This window comes from Bradyrhizobium sp. (genome assembly GCF_030646015.1).
Taxonomy (GTDB): Bacteria; Pseudomonadota; Alphaproteobacteria; order Rhizobiales; family Xanthobacteraceae; genus Bradyrhizobium.
Map to the genome: position 1 here is coordinate 1 of NZ_JAUSLT010000170.1, position 21,813 is coordinate 21,813.

A 21,813-nucleotide genomic window follows, 5' to 3' on the forward strand; every position below is an offset into this window, starting at 1 on the left:
GGCGATGCTGGAAGACATCGCGATCCTGACCGGCGGTCAGCTGATCTCGGATGACCTCGGCATAAAGCTGGAAAGCGTCACGATCGACATGCTCGGCCGCGCCGGCAAGGTCGTGATCGACAAGGAAAACACCACCATCGTCAAAGGCGCCGGCAAGAAGAGGGACATCGAAGCCCGCGTCAACCAGATCAAGGCACAGATCGAGGAGACCACCTCGGATTACGACCGCGAGAAGCTGCAGGAGCGTCTTGCAAAACTCGCCGGCGGTGTCGCGGTGATCCGCGTCGGCGGCGCCACCGAGATCGAGGTCAAGGAGAAGAAGGATCGCGTCGAGGACGCCCTCAACGCGACCCGTGCGGCGGTGCAGGAAGGCATCGTGCCGGGCGGCGGCGTGGCGCTGCTGCGCGCCAAGAAGGCCGTCGGCCGTATCCACAACGACAATTCCGACGTCCAGGCCGGTATCAATATCGTGCTGAAGGCGCTGGAAGCTCCGGTCCGCCAGATCGCCGAGAACGCCGGCGTCGAAGGCTCGATCGTGGTCGGCAAGATCCTCGAAAACAAGTCGGAGACGTTCGGCTTCGATGCGCAGAACGAGGAATATGTCGACATGGTCGCCAAGGGCATCATCGACCCGGCCAAGGTGGTGCGCACCGCGCTGCAGGACGCTGCCTCCGTGGCCGCGCTGCTGGTGACGACGGAAGCCATGGTCGCCGAACTGCCGAAGGAGCCGGCGCCGCCGATGCCAGGCGGCGGTGGTGGCGGCATGGGCGGCATGGGCGGCATGGGCTTCTAAGGCCCGCCTGCTACCGACCGGACCGATCGACGAAGGCCGCCTCCGGGCGGCCTTCTTTTTTGGCAAAAAAGCTCTACGGTAACGCCCGATTCTGGATCCTCGGGGAACGTTCAAATGCGCGCGCTTCTATTCTGCCTGGCCGGTCTGATGACAGCTGCGCCGGATTTCACCTTGGCTCAAACGAAGCCCCCGACCAAGGCCGCGCCGGGTGCCAGCGAGATCAGATATTTCACGGCGATCGATGGCTTGATGGACGGCCAGGCCGATGTCGTTCTGAAGGAAACCCGCCAGGGCAAGACCGTCACCGCGGCGGTGCTCGACGTCTGCTATCCCGCCGAGAAGGGAAGCGACCGCAAGGACCGCTTCGTCGCCACCCTCGCGGTCAACGGCCAGACCCTGACCGGCACGACCCAGAGCCTCGGCGACAAGCAACCGGTCACGGTCCGGCTGGTGCGCAAGCCGACCGGCGACAGTTTTGAGTTCCGCGGGCAGATCAGCGTCGGCACGGCCGTGACGGAAGTGACTTCGACAGATAATTCCGATCTCAGCGAAAAGGAATTCCAGGAGAACCAGACCACCGACGACGGCATCACGGAGAGCCCGAAGGATTTCACCGAAGTGTCGCCGGAATCGATTGGCGTGCGGGTCAAGCTGGACGCCGCGCTGGACTTCCTGAAAAGTCTGAAGGGACAGGATCTCGAGGTTTCCCTCAGCAGCCTCAGCGTCTCCTGCGACGCGATGCGCGCCGGCCAGCAGACCATCAACATCAATATCGATCCGGAGCGATCGGCGGCCCTGATTGCGAAAGCCAAATCGTCGCCCGGCGTGGTCGCCGCTGGCTGGACCTCAGGCCTCGTGGAAATGGATCGCACCATCCGTTTCGCCGCCGCCGACTGGCGCGATGGCGACAAGCTCAATCGGGAAAAGCTGGCGGCGACGATTTCCGGCGTGCTGGCCAGGACGCTGGCGGCGAAGAATTCGGCGTCGGCCTGGGACGCCAATACCGGCAAGCTGAAGATCACCCTGAAGCGGCCGAGCCAGATCTTCCCGGCACTCGGCCTCACCGAGACCGTCGAAGTGATCGCGATGGTGTCGCCGGACAAGCCCGGCGCGACCGACCGGCTGATGCTGTGGATCGGCAGCCCCGCCATTTCGACGGCGGACGAAACCTCGGGCCCCAAGCTCAACCTGGCGGAGGAGTCCAGCCTCGACGAGGAAGGCGAGCTGAAGGACGACAATGGCTCGGTCGATGCGCTGGCCAGGGAGTTCAAGGGCCAGCGCTGGGACGGCGACAAGAACGCCTGGAAATAGAACGGTTCTCGCGGATCCACCGGGAGCTTCGCAAACGCACCCTGTCCATGCATTCGTGCATTTGACATGCCGCCTCCCAGCGGCAAAGAACGGTACATATCCGCACGAGAAGCTTCAGGGAATTGATGGCGCGCTGTGACGTAGTGGTGATCGGCGCCGGCCTCGGAGGCTTGACGGCCGGTGCGATCCTGGCGCGCGCCGGACGCAAGGTGCTGGTCATCGAGCGCAGCAACTCGGTCGGGGGCGCCGCGTCGAGCTACAAATCCGGCGACCTGTTCATCGAAGGCTCGCTGCAGGAAACCAGCGACCCGCATCATGTCAGTGACCCCAAGCATGACGCGCTGAGCCGCGCGAACGTGCTCGACGCGGTGAAGTGGATTCCGGCAGGTTCGTTGTACGAGGCGCGCGGCGGCCCGCTCGAGGCGCCGTTCGTGATGCCGGACAATTTCGACGCGGCCAGGCGCGCGCTGTCGGAGCGTTTTCCGCGGGCCCGCGCCGGGATCCATCAATTGCTCGACGAGATGGCGGCCATCGCATCGGCCGCGGGCTCGCTTGCGCAGGACGGCCAAGACAGCTCAACCTTGATGAATTCGCCGGATTGGACGCTGTCGCTGTCGCAAAAGCTCGATGCCGTGTTCGGCGACGACGAAGCCGTCAAATGCGCGCTTGCCGCCAACCTTTCGTATTTTCACGACGACCCGGCGACGCTGTGGTGGATCCATTTCGCGATGGCGCAGGGCAGCTATCTGCGGAGCGGCGGACGTTTCGTGCAAGGCGGATCGCAGCGGCTGTCGAGCGCGCTGGCCCGCGCCATCCGCGCCGCCGGCGGCGAGGTGCTGCTGCGCCGCGTCGCGACCGGCATTGCGCTCGACGCGCAAGGCGCTGCCTGCGCCGTCACGCACACCGCCAAGGACGGCAGCGACAGCCAGACCGTGGAATGCGCCCGCGTGATCGGCAACGCCGCGCCCGGCGCGCTCGTAGCCTTGATGCCACAAGCGGCCGCCGACCGGCTGCAGGCAAGTTACGCCAACCACGCGCCATCGATTTCGCTGTTCGCCATGACGCTCGGCCTTAACAAGCCGCCGCGCGAATTCGGCGTATCGGCCTATTCCACGCAATTGCTGCCACGCCAGCTGCGGCGGCTGTCCGACTTTCCGCAAGGCGCAAGGCTGATGGCCGGTGAACCCGGGGAGCGAATGCCGCCGATGTCGCTGGTCGATTTCGCCGCGATCGATTCCGGGATCCCCTCGCCGCCTCATGTGCTGTCGGTCTACGGACCCGATTTGCTGTCGAACTGGGACCCTTCGGACATGGACGCCTACCGCGCAAAGCGCGGGCGCTGGCAGGACGCCATCGTCCGCTATCTGGATTCGCTTTATCCCGGCCTTAGCCAGGCCGTGGTGGCGTCGTCGTTCAACACCGCCTTGTCGGTCAGGCAGTATCTCAATGCGCCTGATGGCGCGGTCTATGGCTTTGCGCCGATACCGCCGCGATCGATCGGGCAGGTCGTGGACCGCTCGCCGCGCACGGCGGTAGCGGGTCTCTATCTGGCGTCAGCCTATGCCGGCTTCGGCGGCTACAGCGGCGTGGTGCAGGCTGGCGGCGCCTGCGCCGACATGATCCTGCTCGAGGATTAGTAGGGACCTCAGTTCGTATTGATGCGAAAGCGCAGCGTCTTCGGTCCGACCAGCGAGACAAAATCGCCCTGCCGCTTCCAGGTCGCGGCCTCGCTCAGGGCGGCGACCAGTTCATCGTCGGCCTGCGCCCGCGCCGGCGGACAGGCGCGGTCCTGCAGCGGCCCGGCGACGAAAATCACCGTGTTGCCTGCCACCGAGAACTGGCCCTTGCCGCCCTTGCACCACAGTTCGAGGATCACCTCGCCGGCATCGCCGATCTCCAGCGACGGAATCCGCTTCGACCCGGGCTGACGCGCCACATCCAGCGTCATCTCGAGCCCGAACGGAAAACCGTCATCGGCGCGAGCCGGGCCGGGATTGAAGGCCGCCGCGACCAAGACCAGAACCAATGCAACGGTCCGCGTCAAAAACCCAGACACTGAAATCATAAGGCCTCTCGAAATGTCACCGCACGCAAAACCAGCGCCGTTCTAATGAATGCGCGCGACATTGGCCAGATCGCTCGCCCATCGGCGCATCAACGCCCCAATCAAGATCCGCTCACAACCTCGCGAAGTCCGAGCACCATCCGCCCCCTCGCCGCGGCACCCATGCTAGGGTTGACCACGACAGGCAGGAACATGAGACTTTAGTCTAATAAAACGCGGTCCCCGCCGTTTCTCAGGCCTTCAGGGCCATTCCCCGGAGACGTTAATCTTGAAAAATATCGGCTCAACGCTCGTGACCGTGTGGCGGATCGCCGCTCCCTATTTCCGCTCCGAAGACAAGTGGGCCGGCCGCGCGCTGCTGGCGGCGGTGATCGCCGCCGAGCTTGCCATCGTCGGCATCACGGTCCTGCTCAATCAGTGGAATAGCCGGTTCTACAACGCGCTGCAGGAGCGAAACTGGGACACCTTCGTGACCGAGATCACCTATTTCTGCGTACTCGCCGCCATCTACACGGTGATCGCGGTCTACCAGCTCTATCTCAATCAATGGCTGCAGATCCGCTGGCGGCAGTGGATGACCAAGCACTATCTCGGCGAATGGCTGGATCAGGCCAACCATTACCGGATGCAGCTTCAGGGCGACGCCGCCGACAACCCCGACCAGCGCATGACCGACGACGTCAAGCTGTTCGTCGAACGGACGCTCAACATCGGCGTCGGCCTGCTGAGCTCGATCGTCACGCTGGCTTCCTTTGTCGTCATCCTGTGGGGACTTTCCAATGCCGCGCCGCTGCACCTGTTCGGACGGGATTTTGCGATTCCCGGGTACCTGGTCTGGGGCGCGCTGATCTATGCGGTGCTCGGCACCGTGCTGACCCATCTGATCGGGTGGCCGCTGGTCGGGATCGATTTCCGGCAACAGCAATACGAGGCGGATTTTCGCTTCAACCTGGTGCGGGTCAGGGAAAATTCCGAGCAAATCGCGCTGCTGCACGGGGACGAAGCCGAGCGTGAGCGCCTGCTGGTCCGCTTCGGACGCGTTGTCGAGAACTGGCTCGCCATCATGTCCCGCACCAAGAAGCTGACGGCGTTCACCGCCAGCTATTCGCAGGCTTCGGTGATATTCCCCTACATCCTGGTCGCGCCGGCCTACTTCGCGGAAAAAATCCAGCTCGGCGGCATGATGCAGACCGCATCGGCTTTTTCCAGCGTTCAGGGCGCGCTGTCGTTCTTCATCAGCATCTATCGCCAGTTGGCTGAGTGGCAGGCGGTGGTGAACCGGCTCGACGGATTTGAGGCGGGGATATCCGCGGCAAGGCAACTTGCCACCCGCAACGAGAGGATTCATGTCGTCCAGGCGGCCGGCGACGGCGCCATCGACCTCAAGGGGCTGTCCGTGCAATTGCCGAACGGAAGGCCGCTGGTGAACGCGGACGGATTCAGTTTGCGCAAGGACGAGCGCACGCTGGTCACCGGTCCGTCCGGTTCGGGCAAGTCGACGCTGTTCCGGGCGATCGCGGGCATCTGGCCGTTCGGCGCGGGCTCCATCGCCATTCCGGCGAACGCGACCATGATGATGTTGCCGCAGCGGCCGTATTTCCCGGTCGGATCGCTGCACGCGGCGATCGAATATCCCGGCAAGGACGGGACCTTCCCGGCCGGTCAAATCCGCCAGGCGCTCGAAGCGGTGGGATTGCCGAAGCTGGCGCTGCAACTCGAGGAGCACGGTCACTGGAACCGGATGCTCTCGCTCGGCGAGCAACAGCGCCTTGGGCTCGCACGCGCGCTGTTGCATGCGCCGCAGTACCTGTTCCTCGATGAAGCAACCGCTTCGCTCGATGAACCTTCCGAGGCGGCGCTGTATGGTCTGCTCCGGGAGAAACTGCCGGCCACCACCCTGGTTTCGATCGGCCATCGCTCGACGCTCGAGGCCTTCCACCAGCGCAATGTCGTGCTCGCCCGTGACGGCAATGAATTTACGCTGCAGGAAGGCGGCGCCAGCGCCAAGCCGTTATGACGACCGGCGCTGGCCGGTAATGCTGACGGCGGCGAGGCTTTCGCTCCCCTCCCGCTACGCGCCCTTGCGCGTTGCGGGGAGAAGAAAAAGCGCGCCTAATCGGCTGAGGTTGGGAGACGCTCAATCTTAGCCAAGCTCGCCTTCTTCAGCCCAAACAAAAGGGGCGGCAGATCGCTCTGCCGCCCCTCAAGATCTCGAAGAGAAGAACTTACTTCAGGTTGGTCATCGCGGTCAGGTCAGCCGAGAGCTTGACGATGCCGGCCGCGCCGCACCAGCTGGAGCCGACGCCGGTTGGATTGATCGCCGTGATGGAGGTGCCGGAAGCTGCGGTGATGTTGCCGCGGGCTGCGAAATCGCTGGTGAAGGCGTTGCAATCACCCTTCGACAGGTCGGTGTCGGAGTAGCGAATATCCAGCGTGAACACCTTGTAGGTGAAGCCGACGCCGATGTTCCAGGTGTTGTAGTCGGCGTAGTTGATGCCGTTCGGGAACGGTCCCGCAAAGCCGGGATTGGTGAAGCCCGTGCCGTAGAACGAGTCAGAGGTTCCAAGCCACTGCCGGCCGAACTCGCCGGAGATGTACATGCCGAGGCCGCTCGAGCCGAAGGTGGAGCTGGGCGCCGTGAACTTGCCGGTGATCGACGCGTAGTTGCCCCAGGCACCCGACCCTAGGAAGCTCGGGGTGTAGTACTCGGTGGCGCCGATCGTGAACATGTCGTTCACGGTGTAGTTCACCTTGGCGTAGGCTTCGAAGAAGCTCAGGTTCTTCTTGATGACGTTGCCGTTGAACAGGAAGTTGGTCTGGCACTCGTTGCTGAGCGGAACGCCGGCCGTGTCGGTGGCGGCGCCGTAGTGGCAGGTGCCGCCGGGATACAGGTAACCCCAGACACCGAAGTCGAAGGCGAAGGCGCCGAAGGTCGGGCGGATACCGCCGTAGATGTCGATTTCAGCGGCGGCGCGGTTCGGGAAGGAGATGCTGGCGCCGGCGAGGCCGACGTAGAGCTGCAAATCCTTGGTGACGTTGTAGCGCGGCTCGAAGTAGGCCGAGACCGAGGGCTTGTGGTTGGACTGGGTGATGCCGCGGAAGATGTAGTCGCTGGCGATCGAGCTACCGAAGGCGATATCCCAGGGATCGAATGCCACCGGCGGCGGCGCCTTGACGGCCTTGACCCGCAAATCTGCCGCAAGAGCCGAACCCGATACCATTGCCAGCGCCGTTGCTAACAAAACGATCTTCTTCATGACGATCCCCATCACCTTTAAAACAGTCCAGTTCCGGGGCCCCCCAGGGACTAGCGGTAACCGACTGTAACCAAATTCCTTAACCTGACTGCAATCTGGTACGCCCCACCGGTTGCGTGAAGCAAAAAAGACAAGCATCTGCCGCCTTTTTGGGCGTTCGCGCGTTTTCAGGAAATGTTGTCGACGGGTGTTGCATTAAGACAACATTTTGGCGGTTCTTTGCGGCTTCCAGTGTCGGCTGAAGTGCATAGGCAGGCCGGTTGGCGCCCGCAAAACTACGGAGCGCCCGCACCAATCGAGGCGCCGGCGAATCGGAGGGAACCTGCACCGCCCCGCACCCGTCCCGCGCCGGACAATAGAATCGCAGCGAAAAGGCCGCAGCGAATGCTGCGGCCTTGAAACGTCATTCGCTGTTTGCGCCCTTACTCGATACGCGTGTCGTCATCTGCGCTGGAAGGCGACTGCTCCCAGGACGGCGCCGGGCTGGAAGCCGCAGGACTCGGAGACGCCCAGCTCTGAGCCGCGGGTTCAGGCGCGGGAGCCGGGGTCGGCGCAACCATCGGCTCCGCGGCCGGCTTGGGCTTGGGCGCGGCACGTTTGCGCGGGGCAGGTTTGGGAGCTGCGGGCGCGGAAGCCGCGGGCTTGGCGGCCGCCTTCCTGGCCGGGCTCTTTTTGGCGCTGGCCTTCTTCGCCGATTTCTTGGCAGATTTCTTGGCGGACTTTTTCGGTGCCGATTTCTTTGCCGACTTCTTGGCAGCTTTCTTCGCGGACTTCTTGGCCTTCTTTGCCGACTTCTTCGAAGATTTCTTGGCGGTTTTCTTGGCGGTTTTCTTCTTCGCCGCTACGGCCTTTTTGGCTTTCTTAGCCTTCTTGCCCTTCTTGCTCTTCTTCCCTTTAGCCATCGTGAACCTCCTGTTGCCGCCGATCAAATGTCTATCCGGCGTTTCAAGCCGTCCGCTTCCGCACGGGGCCAAACGATTCAGTTCGATCCTGGCCGGGGACCGCCTGTCGCCCAATCGAGAAGCTCAATCGTGTGCACCACAGGAACTGACGTACCGCCGGCAATCTGAACCATGCAGCCAATATTGCCCGCAGCAATCATGTCCGGCTTCACTGTCGCAATATTGGCGACCTTTCGATCGCGCAAACTGCTGGCAATGTCGGGCTGGAGAATGTTGTAAGTCCCCGCCGAACCGCAACACAAATGGCTCTCCGGTACATCTTTCACCACGAATCCGTTCTTGGAAAGCAATTCTTTCGGAGCTTGCGTGATTTTCTGTCCGTGCTGCAGCGAACACGCGGAGTGATAGGCGATGGTGATATCGCGCGGCTGCTGCGATGGCTGCAGTTCGATGCCGCTGACATACTCGGTAATATCCTTTGTCAGCGCGGAAACCGTGGCGGCCGGGCCGGCGAAATCGCGGTCCTCGCGCAGCATGAAGCCGTAATCCTTGATGACCGTGCCGCAGCCCGACGCAGTCACCAGGATGGCATCGAGACCGTCCCGTCCGGCCTCCTCGAGCCAGACGCCGATGTTGGCGCGGGCGCGCGCCAGCGCATCGCCATCGCGTCCGAGATGATGGGTCAGCGCGCCGCAGCATTGCTCGTCCTTGACCAGCACCACCTCGATGCCGTGCCGCGTCAGCAGATTGACGGCGGCCTGATTGATGCGCGGCGCCAGCACCTGCTGGGCGCAGCCCTGCAGCAGCGCGACCCGTCCGCGCCGCTCGCCGACCGCCGGGAAAACGCTGCCCCCGGCCGGGCCCGATGGCGGCAGCCTGCCCGGCGCCAGCGCTAGCATCGCCTTGATTCGCCGTAACAAACCGGGCGACCCTTGGGCCGTTTTGGGGGTCGGCAACAAGGCGCTGAGCGGCCGACCAAGCCGCGCCAGAATCATGCTCCAGCGAAACCATTGCGGCCGCGGCAGCACGAAGGCGAGAACCGCGCGCAAGGCCCGCTCGGTCAGCGGTCGGGAGTAGTCCTCTTCAATTTTCACCCGCGCCTGATCGACCAGATGCATGTAGTTGACCCCCGACGGACAGGTGGTCATGCAGGCGAGACAGGAGAGGCAGCGGTCGATGTGCTTGACCACCTCCGCGGTCGGCGGCCGGTTCTTTTCCAGCATTTCCTTGATGAGATAGATCCGCCCGCGCGGGCTATCGAGTTCGTCGCCGAGCAGCACGTAGGTCGGGCACGTCGCAGTGCAGAAACCGCAATGCACACAGGCGCGCAGGATCTTGTCGGCCTCCGCGATATCAGGGTCGGCGAGCTGCGCCAGGCTGAATTCGGTTTTCATGTCGCGGCCCCTCGTATCATCCGGCCGCGGTTGAGGATGTTCTTCGGATCGAAGCCGTGGCGGACGCGTTCGCTCAACTTCGCAAGGCCTTCCTGCTGCGGATGGAACACGTCGATATTGCGCCTGATATGTTCGGGTGCCCGTATCAAGGTGGCATGGCCGCCGGCGGCGTTGACGCGCGCGCGCACCAGCGCCGCCTGCGCATCCGGTTTCGGCGGCAGGGCCGCCCAGATCAGGCCGCCGCCCCAGTCGTAGACCACGTCGCCGCCGGTGTCGCGCGACAGCGCCTGGCCGAGCGCCCCGCCTGTCGCGGGGGGACAGACGATCCGCCACACCGGCCACGCGCCCAGCGCGCCGTCAGCCGCAAACGGCTTCACGTCGCGAACCGAACTCCAGAGTGCCGCCGAGGCGGCATCCTGCAGAATTTCAGCTGCGCCGAATGGCGCCAGCAGCGTCATCAACGAAGCCGCGCGATGCGCCGCCGAGGCCGTGATGCCCTCCAGCCGCAGCAGCGTGAGCGCCTGCGCTCCCATGTCCCCCAGCCCGCCGATCCCTGCCCGAAACGCCGAAGCCGGCAGGTGCGCCGCGCCTGATACGTCGAACGGCGAGCCCAGCGCCACCGTCATCGCCCGGTTCGCGGTGACATCGTCGAGCCCGCGCAGCACCAGCGTGCGTTCGCTTTCGGGCCGCGGCATCACCTTCATGGTCACTTCCGTCATGACCGCGAGCGTGCCCCAGGAGCCCGCCAGCAATTTGCAGAGGTCGTAGCCGGTGACGTTCTTCACCACCTTGCCGCCGGCCTTGAAACTGTCGCCGAAACCCGACACCGCGTGCGCGCCCAGGAGATGGTCGCGCGCGCCGCCCGCGCGGATGCGGCGAGGACCGGCGAGGCCGGCGCCGATCATGCCGCCGATGGTCCCGATATCCGGCGTGCCCAGCAGCGCCGACGTATTGATCGGCTCGAACGCAAATTGCTGGTTTTTGGAATCGATCAGGCTGAGCACGTCGGCCAGCGGGGCGCCGGCCTGCACGGTGATGATCAGCTCGTTCGGCTCGTAGGCCACGACCGCGTTCAGCGCCGACAGATCGAGCAGCGCATTGGTCGCCATCGGCTGGCCGATCAGCCGCTTGCTGCCATGGCCAATGATTTCCAGCGGCTGCTCGCTGGCGATGGCCGTGCGCACCGCCTGCTCGACGTCAGCCGCATCACGTATTTTCAAGGTGTCCACGCGCGCCTGCTTAAAACCGGGGAATGTCAGGAAACGCCAGATTGCCGCCGTGCACATGCACACGGCCGAGTTCGGCGCAACGATGCAGGGTCGGAAACACCTTGCCGGGGTTGAGCAGGCCCTGCGCGTCGAAGGCGCATTTCAGTCGCTGCTGCTGGTTGAGATCGATCTCCGAGAACATTTCCGGCATCAGGTCGCGCTTCTCGACGCCGACGCCGTGCTCGCCGGTCAGCACGCCGCCGAGTTCGACGCAGACCCGGAGGATGTCGGCGCCAAACGCCTCGGCCTTGTCCATCTCGCCGGGCTGGTTGGCATCGTACAGGATCAGGGGATGCAGGTTGCCGTCGCCGGCATGAAACACGTTGGCGACGCGCAGGCCGTATTTTTCGGAGAGACCGCGAATCCGCGCCAGCGCCTGCGGCAGCGCACCGCGCGGAATGGTGCCGTCCATGCAGAGATAATCCGGCGAGATCCGCCCCACCGCCGGAAAGGCCGCCTTGCGGCCGGCCCAGAACAAATTGCGCTCAACTTCGGACGTGGAGATTTGCAGCGTGGTCGAGCCGCAGCCTTGCGCGATCGCCTCGACGCGGCTGATCAACTCGTCGACCTCGACGCCGGGACCGTCGAGCTCGATGATCAGCAGCGCCTCGACGTCGAGCGGATAGCCGGCATGCACAAAGGCTTCGGCGGCGTGGATCGCGGGTTTGTCCATCATTTCCATGCCGCCCGGGATGATGCCGGCGCCGATGATCCGCGCCACGCATTCGCCGGCCGCCTCGACTTGCGCGAAACCGACCATCAGGGCGCGGGCGGTTTCCGGTTTCTGCAGGATCCGCACCGTGACCTCGGTGATGACGCCGAGCAGGCCTTCCGATCCCGTGATGATGCCCATCAGGTCGTAGCCCGAGGTTTCCGCGGATTTGCCGCCGATCCGGAGGATTTCTCCCGTGATCAGGACGATTTCGCAGCCCAGCACGTTGTTGGTGGTCATGCCGTATTTCAGGCAATGCACGCCGCCGGAATTTTCCGCGACATTGCCGCCGATCGAGCAGGCGATCTGCGACGAGGGGTCGGGTGCATAATAGAATCCGGCATGCGCGACCGCCTGGCTGATGGCGAGATTGGTGACGCCCGGCTCGGTCACGACCGCGCGGTTGTCGAAATCGATCTCGCGGATGCGCTTGAACTTGCCGAGGCCCAGCAAGACGCCATCGGCCAGCGGCAGCGCGCCGCCGGACAGCGAGGTTCCGGAACCGCGCGGCACCACCTTGATGCCCTGCTCGAAGCAGTATTTCAGGACGTTTGAGACCTGTTCGGTGGTGTCCGGCAGCACCACCACCATCGGCGGCTGGCGATAGGCCATCAGCCCGTCGGACTCGTAAGGCACCATCTCGGCCGCACTGTCGATCACGCCCTCGCCCGGCACGATCCCGCGCAGTGCCGCCACGATCTCGTCGCGGCGCGCCAGCACCGCCTGATCGGAAGCGGGCATCATGATGGTCATTTGTCAGGCCTCCCGTGCCGGCTGCGGGCACCTTCGCTCTCGTCGAATTATCATTGGAAATCAAGCACGTCTCGAGCGCTTTGGGTAGGCCATCCGGTTGGCCGGCGGAATTCCGATTGCGCGTCGGGCATCGGGGAACGAAGATCGCGCGCCATTCATTGTGACAGCAGGAGGATACCATGGGCCTGCGCCATTATTGCATTGCTTTGTCCATTGCCACGGTTGTCACGGCGCCTTCGTCTATCAGGGCTGCTCCGGCGGCGATCGACTGGGTCAGGTACAGCGTCCCGGAGACCGGGGCCGCGGTTGACATTCCAGCCTCGATATTCACCGAAGCGGCCGGAAAGCCGGAGGGAGGATATGGCGGTCGCTTCCTGACATCGGACCGCCGCGCCGATTTGACCATGCAGTCGGTTGTCAACGACGCCGGACTTTCGCCGGCCGCCTTCCTGGCCCGGAAAAACCCACCGCCGGGCATCGTGTACAAGCGGGTAACACCGCGGTTCTTCGTGGTATCGAGCTTCCGTAATGGAAGAATCTGGTACAATCGCTGCAATTTCGCCGGGCGCTTTGCCCATTGCGTGTTGATCAATTATCCAGCCGCCGAAAAGCGTCAGTGGGATAGCGTCGTCACCCGGATCAGCAACACCCTGGCCAGCCGGTAGCCCCTTCTCCAGATCGAGCGTCACGTGGCCGCAGCGTGGGTCAAATAGCGCGGCGCTCGCCATGAGCGTCCCACGATTCCGCGGTCTTTCCGCACAGCGGAACGCGTGTGGAATTCGAGGCCGCAACAGGCGATATTTTGCCGCCTCGCACGAAATTTCTCTACGCTTGCAATCTATTGCGGGGCATAATGGCCGCTTCAAAGGGAGATCAAGAAAATGCGTGAAGCGGTTATTGTTTCTTATGCGCGAACCGGGTTGGCGAAGTCCGGCCGCGGCGGGTTCAACATCACTCCGCCGATGTCGATGGCGGCCCACGCCATCAAGCACGCCGTCGAGCGCGCCGGCGTCGACAAGGATTACGTCGAGGACAGCTATATCGGCAATTGCGCCCATGGCGCGCCCAATATCGGCCGCCAGGCCGCATTGCTCGCGGGCCTGCCGAAGTCGACCGCCGGCGTCTCGGTCAACCGCTTCTGCTCGTCGGGACTGCAGACCATCGCGATGGCCGCCAACTCGATCCGCTCGGACGGCTCCGATTGCATCGTGGCCGGCGGCGTCGAAAGCATCTCGATCCCCGGCGGCCCGTTGCCGAAGGAAGCGGTCGATCCGGACCTGCTCAAAGTGGCGCCCGCCATCTTCATGGCGATGATCGACACCGCCGATATCGTCGCGGAGCGTTACAAGCTGAGCCGCGAATACCAGGATGAGTACTCGCTGGAATCGCAGCGCCGCATGGCCGCCGCCCAGCAGGCCAACAAGTTCAAGGACGAAATCGTCCCGATGAAGACCAAAATGAAGGTGGTCGACAAGGCCACCAAGGCCGAGAGCATCGTCGACTACACGGTCGACCGCGACGAATGCAACCGGCCCGAGACCACGATGGAAGGCCTCGCCAAGCTCGAGCCCGTGAGGGGTCCCGGCAAGTACATCACCGCCGGCAACGCCAGCCAGCTGTCGGACGGCGCCGCTGCCGTCGTGCTGATGGAAGCCAAGGACGCGGAAAAGCGCGGCCTCAATCCGCTCGGCCGCTTCGTCGCCTGGACGGCGGCAGGCTGCGAGCCGGACGAGATGGGCATCGGCCCGGTGTTCGCGGTGCCGAGGCTGCTGAAGCGCCACGGGCTCAAGATTGAGGATATCGACATCTGGGAGCTCAACGAAGCCTTCGCCAGCCAGTGCCTGTATTCCCGCGACAAGCTCGGCATCGATCCCGAGAAGTACAACGTCAACGGCGGCTCGATCGCGATCGGGCATCCCTTCGGCATGACCGGCGCGCGGTGTACCGGTCACCTGCTGCAGGAGGGACGCCGGCGCAAGGCCAAGTGGGGCGTCGTGACCATGTGCATCGGCGGCGGCCAGGGTGGCGCGGGCCTGTTCGAAATCTACAGCTGAGCTTTGCCTTAGTCCGGCACGGCCGGCACAAGACCAGCAGCGCGACGGGTGACCGCCGCGCTGCTTTCTTTTGAGTCCGGCTGGCATCTCGCGGCAAACTGGAGGTTGTCCAACGTTTCGGTTGACGCTGCCGCGATGCCTCATGATATACGGGAAATATATGCTTGGGATGGGCGCGAAGGCACGCCGGCTCATGCCTTCCAGCGGCCGCGACGAGGAACGATTTGAAGTCGAAAACGCCGAGGAAAGGCCGGTCTCGCGTCGCTGAAGGCGAGGACGGCACGCTAACCGATCGTGCGTACCACGAGCTCGAGGAGATGATCGTCACGCTGCAATTGTCGCCTGGAACGGTACTGTCGGAACAGGCGCTTGCGGTGCGCCTGAAGATCGGCCGGACCCCGATCCGGGAAGCCCTTCAGCGCCTCGCGCGGGACGGGCTGGTGGTGATCATGCCGCGGCGCGGCATCATGGTCTCCGAAATCAATCTGCGGCTGCAACTGCGCCTGCTCGAGGTACGGCGCGAACTCGAGCGGCTGATGGCGAGTCTGGCGGCCGAGCGGGCCACCCCCGACGAGCGCCGCGAATTCGCCGAGGTGGCGGAATCCATGCTCGCCGCCGCCGCGAAAGCCGACGACATCGCCTTCATGCGGCTCGACCAGCGCTTCAATATCCTGATTGCAACCGCCGCCCGCAACGAATTCGCGCGGCGCTCGATGGGGCTGATGAACGCGTTGTCGCGCCGGTTCTGGTACCAGCACTATCAGGAAGTCGCCGACCTGCCGCTTGCCGCCAAACTGCATGCCGCGGTCGCCCGGGCGGTATCGCAGAAGAAAGCCAAGGCGGCCGCGACCGCATCGGACCGGCTGATCGACTACATCGAGGATTTCGCGAGGAAGACGCTGGATACGTGATGGGTTGTTCTTCCCCTTCTCCCCGTTCTTCACGGGGAGAGGGTTAGGGTGAGGGGCTCTCACCGCGGCACCGGACTCGCGGATAGTCCCCCTCACCCGCCGCGCTTCGCGCGTCGGCCTCTCCCCGCAAGCGGGACGAGGCGAAGAAACATCAATCGAACACAATCACGCTGCGAATGGCCTCGCCGCGCTTAAGTGCAGAAAACCCGTCGTTGATCTCGTCGAGCCTGATGCGGCGGGTGATCAGTTCGTCCAGCATCAGCGCGCCGTCGAGATAGGCGCGCGCCAGCAGCGGAAAATCGCGGCGCGGGCGGGCGTTGCCGTAGCTGACGCGGCGGATGCGTTTTTCCTGCATCAGCGAGCCCCAGCGGAACGAGACGTCCTTGTCGACGTCGATCTTGCCGAGCCAGATGATCTGTCCGCCCGGCCGCACCGCTTCGGCGGTCACCCGAAACGCCGACGCGCTGCCGGCGGATTCGATCACGACATCGACGCCGCGGCCGTTGGTTTTGCGTTTGCCGGCGGCTACCGCATCGTCCTTCGAGGCATCGACGCCATGGGTGGCGCCCATCCTGGCGGCGAGCACCAGCTTGGCCGGGTCGATATCGACGGCGATGATGGCGCCGGCGCCCGCCAGCCGCGCGCCCTGCACCGCGGCGAGGCCGACCGCGCCGCAGCCGATCACCATCACGGTATCGCCATGCGCGATCGCCCCGAGATTGAGCGCCGCACCCGCGCCGGTCATGACGCCGCAGCCGATCAGGCAGGCCCGGTCGAACGGCATTTCCTTCGGCACCGGAATTGCCTGCTGGTCCGATACGATGCAATATTCGCCGAACGATCCCAAAAACATCAGCTGCTGGACATCGCTGCCATCGGCAAGGGTGCCGCGATTGCTGCCGTCAAACGCCACTGCCTTCGGGCCCAGCCCGAGATATTCCTCGCACAGGATCGGCGCGTCCCGGTCGCAGTAGAAGCAATGCCCGCAATGCGGATTCCACGACAGCACCACGTGGTCCCCGACCTCAGCGCCACGTGCTGCCGGACCAACCTGCTCGACAATCCCCGCGGCCTCGTGGCCCAGCACGATCGGCAAGGGATAGCGCAGCGATCCCTCGATCACTTCGAGATCGGTGTGACACAGTCCGGCGGCGCGGATCCGCACCAGCACGTCGGTCGGCTTCAACGCCGCCGCGGTGATGGTCTCGATCGACATCGGCGTTTGCGCGGCATGCAGCACCGCGGCGCGATACTGCAGGGACATCAGGCGACCGCCTTGCCGGAAAGCGCCGCAAGCGCCTGGTCGATGTCGGCCGAAGTCATCTCCCATTCATTGCCGAAATTCGCCACCACCGCGGCCATGAACGGCTCGACCGAGGCCTTCGCCCTGTCCTTGTCGCCGAGATGGTCGAGCAGCAGCGCCAGCGCCAGCTGGCGCGGCTCCGGACCTTCGTAGCTCCACTCGAATCCGTTTTTGGTGAACTCCGCCACGTCAACGCCGGGATCAAGCGGCGCGCCGTCAACGGTCACCTTGACGCCATCGATGGTCCGGTCTCCCACATAGCTTTTCATGTTGGCCTCCCGCTTCGACCTGAATGCGTTGTCCTGGTCATGAGGCGACCTCGATCTGGCCTGCGATCACCCGCATGACGTCGCGGTCCCCATGAGCCTGCGACAGCGTGCCCGAAAACATCACCTCGCCGCGCTCCAGAACATAGATCCGATCGACGTAATCGGGAATGTGGTGCACGTTGGATTCGGCAATCAGCACGCCCTTGCCCATGGCCCGGATCGAGGCGACGCCCTCGGCGATCAGGGGAATGATCGCCGGCGACAGACCCTCGAAAGGTTCATCGAGCAGCAACAGCTTCGGGTCGAGCGTCAGCGCCCGTGCGATCGACACCATCTTGCGCTCGCCTCCGGACAGTTGCGCGCCGCCGCGCGCCAGATATTGCCGCAGTTTCGGGAAGACCGTGTAGGCCTCTTCCATCCTCACGACGGCCGGGCGGCCGGAGGGCCGCGTCCAGGTCGACAGTTCGATATTCTCGGCCACGGTCAGGTCCGCATAGACCTCGGACTCTTCCGGTGAAAAACCGATGCCACTCTGAGCGATCTGCCAGGTCGGCAGCTTGGTCAGGTCAGCGCCGTCGAAGTTGATGCTGCCGGATTGCGCACGGCGATATCCCATGATGCTGCGGAAGGTCGTGGTCTTGCCGGCGCCGTTGCGGCCGACCAGGCAGACCAGTTCGCCCGCAGCCACCGTGAGACTAATGCCGTTGAGGATACGGCTGCCCTCGATGTCGACTTTGAGGTTCGAAACTTCGAGCATCAATGCATCTTTCTCAGGGGTTGCGGACGCGTTCCCACCACGGCTGAAATCATCGCCGGGTCCTTGAAGAAGGCATCGGGCGCCATGTCGGCCAGCACGGTGCCCTCCTGAAGGGCGACAATGCGATGCGAATAGCGCTCGACCAGATCCATGTCGTGCTCGACCTGGACGATGGCACGAACGCCCGCGGCCTTCGCGGCGGTGACGAGGACCCCCATGATCGCATGCTTGTCGCCGGACGAGACGCCGCTGGTCGGCTCATCCAGCAGGATCACGCTGGGATTGAGCGCGAATGCGCTGGCGATATCGAGCAGCTTCTTTTCGCCCTGCGACAGCGTCGAGGCCACGGTTTCAAGCCGGGCACGCAAGCCCAGCACTTCCGCGATGCGCTCGGCGTCGGCCTGCAGCACGTCGTCGCGCCTCAGCGAGCGAAACGGATTACCGACCCGGCGCAGGCGGGACGCCACCGCCACCGCCAGCGTTTCGCGCACCGTCAGCGCCGGGAAGATGTTGACGAGCTGAAAGGCGCGCGACATGCCACGTCGTGCGAGTTCAACCGGCCCGATGCCGGCGATATCCTGCCCCATGAAGCGAACCTCGCCAACCGTCGGGCGCAGCAGGCCGGTCACGACATTGACCAGCGTGGTCTTGCCGGCGCCATTGGGTCCGACGATCGAGACGAACTCTCCGTCGCTGACCGAGAATGAGACATTGCGCAGCGCCTTGAACACGCCAAAGGCTTTGGTCACGTTGATGGTTTCGAACAGCGGCGCCGTAGCGCGGGCTGCGGCGGTATCGATCTGCATTTCAATGCCCTCCCTTGCGCCGGTTGGCGAGCGCCTCGATCGTGCCGGATAATCCCTGCGGCATGAAGACCACCAGCAACACCAGCACGCTGCCCATCACGAAGCGCCAATATTGCGTGACCGACATGACGAAATCCTGCAGCAGCACGAACACCAGTGCGCCGATCGCAGGTCCCGCAAACGTGCCGCTGCCGCCGAGCACCGCCATGAAGACCAAATTGCCGGAATGGGTCCAGTACGCCAGTTCGGGATCGGCCAGTCCCGTGGTGACGGCGAGGATGGTTCCGCCGATGCCGCCATAGACGGCCGAAATGACAAAAGCGGTGAGCCGCATCCGGAAAATCTGCACGCCGACATAGGCGGCCTTGCCGGCGTTCTCGCGGATCGCACGCAGATGCAGGCCGAATGGCGACTGGGTGATGCGCCACATCGCCAGCCCCATGAGCGCGAACAGCATCAGCGCATAGTAATAAAATGGCCCGGTCAGGAACGCAGTCTTGCCGCCGCGCCACTCCATCCCGAGCAGCAGCGGCCGCAGCACCCGCATGCCCTGATCACCGCCGGTGATGCCGTAGAACTTGAACAGAAAGGAATGAAACAGCATGCCGAACGCCAGCGTCAGCATGCCGAAGAAGATCCTTGTGTAGCGGACGCAGAGCGCACCGATCACCAGCGACACAAGTCCGGACACCAGCGCCGCCGTGATCAGCAACAGCTCGAAACTCAGGATTCCGAATTTTGAAGTCAGCGCCGCCGCGGTATAGGCGCCGACGCCGAGAAACAGCGCGTGCCCGAACGACAGAAGTCCAGTGGTGCCGAACAGCAGGTTGAATCCCAACAGCGCGATGCCGTAGCCGATGAACGGCAACATCAGCATCAGCGCATAGGGCGACGCCACCATGGGCAGCAAAGCCATGATCGCGATCAGGGCGAGCAGAACCCAAAGTCCATTGATTCGTGGTGCGATGCGTCGCGCCGCCGCTTCGGAAGCAATGTCGATCGAGGGAGTGCTCACGCGGTCGCCTTCCCGAACAGGCCGGCCGGCCGCACGATCAGCACGATGACGACGACGAGATACACCGACAGCATTTCCATCTCGGGCACCAATGAGATGGCCGCAGCGCGCATCCATCCGACCACCAGCGCGCCGACCAGCGCGCCGCGCATGCTGCCGAGCCCGCCGATCACGACCACCGCGAAGGATTCCACGACGAGTTCGACTGCCATATCGAGCGATGCCGCGCCCGACGGAACCACCAGCGCGCCGCCGACCGTGCCCAGCATGCAGCCTACCGTGAAGACCAGCGCGAAGATCTTTGACGCATTGACGCCGAGACCCTCGGCCATGTCACGGTTTTCAGCCGTGGCGCGCACGATGCGGCCGGTCTTGGTGCGTTCGAGAAACAGGCCGAGCCCGGCCGCGATCGCAAGACTGGCGGCGATCACCAGCAGATTGTAGGTCGGTACCCTCACGCCCAGAAAGTTCGCCGTACCGTAGGCCATATAGACATTGTCCATAGTGCGCGGGGTCGCGCCCCACAGGAAGCGAAACAGGTCCTGGAACATCAGGAGAAAACCGAATGTGATCAGGAGCTGGTAACTTTCGTCACGCCGATAGATCGTGCGCAGCACGCGCTCGATCGGCAGCCCGACGATGCCGATGGCAAGCCCGGCCACGATCAAGACCGGGAGGAACAACACCGGCGGCATGCCGAGCTTGATGGCGATGCCGACGGCGGTAATGCCGAAATAGGCACCGAGCGCGTAGAACGAACCGCAGGCCAGGTTGACGACCTTCTGCACGCCGAACACCAACTGCAGTCCGGCCGCCACGAGAAACAGTACCGCGGCGTGGAAGGTCCCGCCGAGGACGACGTCCACGAGCTCGGTCATGCCTCAGACCGGCAGCTTGGCGGTCTTGATCCACTGCCAGAAGTCCACGCCCGGCGGCTTCTGCAACTGATCCGCCGTGAAGGTGTCGATCGAGGCCAGCGTCGGGAAGTCGTACTTGTTCTTGTTGGTCGAGGGGCCCTGGTAGAAGACCTGTTCGGCGATCTTGTCCTTGCGGAAGCGGCCCTTGCCGCCGAGGCTTTCGACCTCAAGCCCCGGCATCGCTTCGGCGACCTGCTCGGGCGTCGGCCATTTCTTCAGTGCTTTTTGCGCAGCCTCGACCCCTGCCTTGTAGGTGGCGAGCGCAAAATAGGCTCGATCGGCTTCCCAGTGCGGAGCTTCCTTGTACTTGTCCATGTAGTCTGCAACGAACGCCTTTTGCAGAGCGGACGCCTGGGGGTGGTCGAAGTACAGAGTGTTATGGCCGAAGATGATGCCTTCGGGCATGAATTCCTTTTTGAGCTGGTTGAGCTGCCAGCCCGCGGCCGGCAGCACCAGCTTGACGCCCTCGAACAGACCCGCCGCGTGTCCCTGCTTCATGAACACGGGAAGATCGGCGAACAGCATCGAGGAAAAGATCAGGTCGGGCTTGGCGGCATTGAGAGCGGCAATATGCGAGGTGAGGTCCATGGTACCGACCTTGGGCCATTGTTCGGCGACGAACTCGGCCTCGACGCCGTAGCGCGCCAGGATCTGCTTGAACGCTTCCCAATTGTTGCGGCCGTAGGAATAGTCCGGGTTGATGCCGGCTACCCGCTTGAACTTGCCCTTGAAATGCTTGACCGCCAGCAGCGAGCCCATCACCGCTTCGCATTCATTGTCGGTGGAACGGAAAACATACTTCGAATTCGGCATCATCTCCTTGACGCCGTCCTGGGTGGTGCCGTCCCACATCACCATCAGCGCCTGCTCTTCCTCAGCGACCGGTGCGACGCCGAGGCTAACGCCGGTCGAGATCAGACCGTGTACGGATTCCACCTTCTCCTGCAGGATCAGGCGCCGGAACCGCTCGATGGTGTCCTTCGGGTTGGTCTCTTCCTCGATCACCAGCTCGATCTTGCGACCGGCGATGCCGCCATCCTTGTTCATGCGCTCGGCGGCCCATTGCACCGCGCGAATGCCGCATTCGCCGGCAGTCCCCGCGACGCCGGAGCGCGGCGCGATGATCCCGATCCTGAGCGGCTTGTCCTGCGCCAGCGCGGGAGAGAAAATCCGCGGAGCTGCCGCGGCCACGATGCCAGTACCTGCGAGCTTCGAAAAATCCCTGCGCGTGAGCTTCATGGTCGCCTCCCCGTTTTCGTTGCGCATTTGCCACGCGCTGTTGGCATATCATAAATATATCAGTGACATCGCATCAAGCGGTTTTTT

20 protein-coding genes are annotated in these 21,813 nt (G+C 63.9%); 7 read left to right on the forward strand and 13 right to left on the reverse strand.

Features of this window, described 5'->3' with window-relative positions:
* The 3 genes from groEL to Q7T45_RS24940 all read left to right on the forward strand — a co-directional run.
* Positions 1-793: chaperonin GroEL (groEL, locus tag Q7T45_RS24930; RefSeq protein WP_304874458.1), on the forward strand; the 793-nt coding region annotated here is incomplete at its 5' end.
* A gap of 114 nt (positions 794-907) precedes the next feature.
* Positions 908-2,104 (forward strand): hypothetical protein, encoded by a 1,197-nt coding sequence (locus tag Q7T45_RS24935; protein ID WP_304874459.1) that lies wholly within the window; start codon positions 908-910, stop codon positions 2,102-2,104.
* 125 nt (positions 2,105-2,229) lie between these two features.
* Positions 2,230-3,741 carry an NAD(P)/FAD-dependent oxidoreductase gene (locus tag Q7T45_RS24940; protein ID WP_304874460.1) on the forward strand — a complete coding sequence of 504 codons (1,512 nt, stop codon included), beginning with the start codon at positions 2,230-2,232 and terminating at the stop codon, positions 3,739-3,741.
* A gap of 8 nt (positions 3,742-3,749) precedes the next feature.
* On the opposite strand, the gene Q7T45_RS24945 is transcribed toward Q7T45_RS24940, so the two are convergent.
* The gene (locus tag Q7T45_RS24945; protein WP_304874461.1) at positions 3,750-4,169 is read right to left on the reverse strand and encodes an META domain-containing protein; all 420 of its coding nucleotides are present in this window, start codon (positions 4,167-4,169) and stop codon (positions 3,750-3,752) included.
* 268 nt (positions 4,170-4,437) lie between these two features.
* On the opposite strand from Q7T45_RS24945, the gene Q7T45_RS24950 reads away from it, so the two are divergent.
* On the forward strand, positions 4,438-6,186 hold the full coding sequence (locus Q7T45_RS24950; protein ID WP_304874462.1) for an ABC transporter ATP-binding protein/permease: 1,749 nt from the start codon (positions 4,438-4,440) through the stop codon (positions 6,184-6,186).
* Positions 6,187-6,394: 208 nt separating this feature from the next.
* Here the strand turns inward: Q7T45_RS24950 and Q7T45_RS24955 are convergent, their stop codons facing one another.
* The 5 genes from Q7T45_RS24955 to Q7T45_RS24975 form a co-directional block, all read right to left on the reverse strand.
* Positions 6,395-7,426 (reverse strand): TorF family putative porin, encoded by a 1,032-nt coding sequence (locus Q7T45_RS24955; RefSeq protein WP_304874463.1) that lies wholly within the window; start codon positions 7,424-7,426, stop codon positions 6,395-6,397.
* A gap of 422 nt (positions 7,427-7,848) precedes the next feature.
* Positions 7,849-8,328: a histone gene (locus tag Q7T45_RS24960; protein ID WP_304874544.1), complete on the reverse strand. Its 480-nt coding sequence runs from the start codon at positions 8,326-8,328 to the stop codon at positions 7,849-7,851.
* 77 nt (positions 8,329-8,405) lie between these two features.
* Positions 8,406-9,722 (reverse strand): glycolate oxidase subunit GlcF, encoded by a 1,317-nt coding sequence (glcF, locus tag Q7T45_RS24965; protein ID WP_304874464.1) that lies wholly within the window; start codon positions 9,720-9,722, stop codon positions 8,406-8,408.
* Positions 9,719-10,951: an FAD-binding protein gene (locus Q7T45_RS24970; RefSeq protein WP_304874466.1), complete on the reverse strand. Its 1,233-nt coding sequence runs from the start codon at positions 10,949-10,951 to the stop codon at positions 9,719-9,721. Before Q7T45_RS24970 ends, glcF begins: the two co-directional genes overlap by 4 nt.
* 10 nt (positions 10,952-10,961) lie before the next feature.
* Entirely contained in the window at positions 10,962-12,455 is a 1,494-nt protein-coding gene (locus Q7T45_RS24975) for an FAD-linked oxidase C-terminal domain-containing protein (RefSeq protein WP_304874467.1), read from the reverse strand.
* A gap of 179 nt (positions 12,456-12,634) precedes the next feature.
* Between Q7T45_RS24975 and Q7T45_RS24980 the strand changes: the two genes are divergently transcribed.
* The 3 genes from Q7T45_RS24980 (at position 12,635) to Q7T45_RS24990 (ending at position 15,420) form a co-directional block, all read left to right on the forward strand.
* Positions 12,635-13,120, forward strand: coding sequence for a hypothetical protein (locus Q7T45_RS24980; protein WP_304874468.1), 486 nt, complete (start codon positions 12,635-12,637; stop codon positions 13,118-13,120).
* 216 nt (positions 13,121-13,336) lie between these two features.
* Entirely contained in the window at positions 13,337-14,509 is a 1,173-nt protein-coding gene (locus Q7T45_RS24985) for an acetyl-CoA C-acyltransferase (RefSeq protein ID WP_304742099.1), read from the forward strand.
* 224 nt (positions 14,510-14,733) lie between these two features.
* On the forward strand, positions 14,734-15,420 hold the full coding sequence (locus tag Q7T45_RS24990) for a GntR family transcriptional regulator (protein WP_304874470.1): 687 nt from the start codon (positions 14,734-14,736) through the stop codon (positions 15,418-15,420).
* A gap of 151 nt (positions 15,421-15,571) precedes the next feature.
* Here the strand turns inward: Q7T45_RS24990 and Q7T45_RS24995 are convergent, their stop codons facing one another.
* Genes Q7T45_RS24995 through Q7T45_RS25025 form a run of 7 tightly spaced genes read right to left on the reverse strand, consistent with a single transcriptional unit; the run spans position 15,572 to position 21,726 of the window.
* Positions 15,572-16,684, reverse strand: a complete 1,113-nt coding sequence (locus Q7T45_RS24995; RefSeq protein ID WP_304874472.1) for a Zn-dependent alcohol dehydrogenase — start codon at positions 16,682-16,684, stop codon at positions 15,572-15,574.
* A complete protein-coding gene (locus tag Q7T45_RS25000) occupies positions 16,684-16,992 on the reverse strand; it encodes a DUF6166 domain-containing protein (protein ID WP_304874473.1) in 309 nt (102 codons plus the stop codon). Before Q7T45_RS25000 ends, Q7T45_RS24995 begins: the two co-directional genes overlap by 1 nt.
* A gap of 37 nt (positions 16,993-17,029) precedes the next feature.
* Entirely contained in the window at positions 17,030-17,749 is a 720-nt protein-coding gene (locus tag Q7T45_RS25005; RefSeq protein ID WP_304874474.1) for an ABC transporter ATP-binding protein, read from the reverse strand.
* Positions 17,749-18,555: an ABC transporter ATP-binding protein gene (locus Q7T45_RS25010; protein ID WP_304874476.1), complete on the reverse strand. Its 807-nt coding sequence runs from the start codon at positions 18,553-18,555 to the stop codon at positions 17,749-17,751. Before Q7T45_RS25010 ends, Q7T45_RS25005 begins: the two co-directional genes overlap by 1 nt.
* A 1-nt stretch (position 18,556) precedes the next feature.
* Positions 18,557-19,570 carry a branched-chain amino acid ABC transporter permease gene (locus Q7T45_RS25015; RefSeq protein ID WP_304874477.1) on the reverse strand — a complete coding sequence of 338 codons (1,014 nt, stop codon included), beginning with the start codon at positions 19,568-19,570 and terminating at the stop codon, positions 18,557-18,559.
* Entirely contained in the window at positions 19,567-20,448 is an 882-nt protein-coding gene (locus tag Q7T45_RS25020) for a branched-chain amino acid ABC transporter permease (protein ID WP_304874478.1), read from the reverse strand. The genes Q7T45_RS25015 and Q7T45_RS25020 overlap by 4 nt, the downstream gene beginning before the upstream one ends.
* A 3-nt stretch (positions 20,449-20,451) precedes the next feature.
* Entirely contained in the window at positions 20,452-21,726 is a 1,275-nt protein-coding gene (locus Q7T45_RS25025) for an ABC transporter substrate-binding protein (RefSeq protein ID WP_304874479.1), read from the reverse strand.
* Between the last annotated feature and the right edge of the window lie 87 nt (positions 21,727-21,813).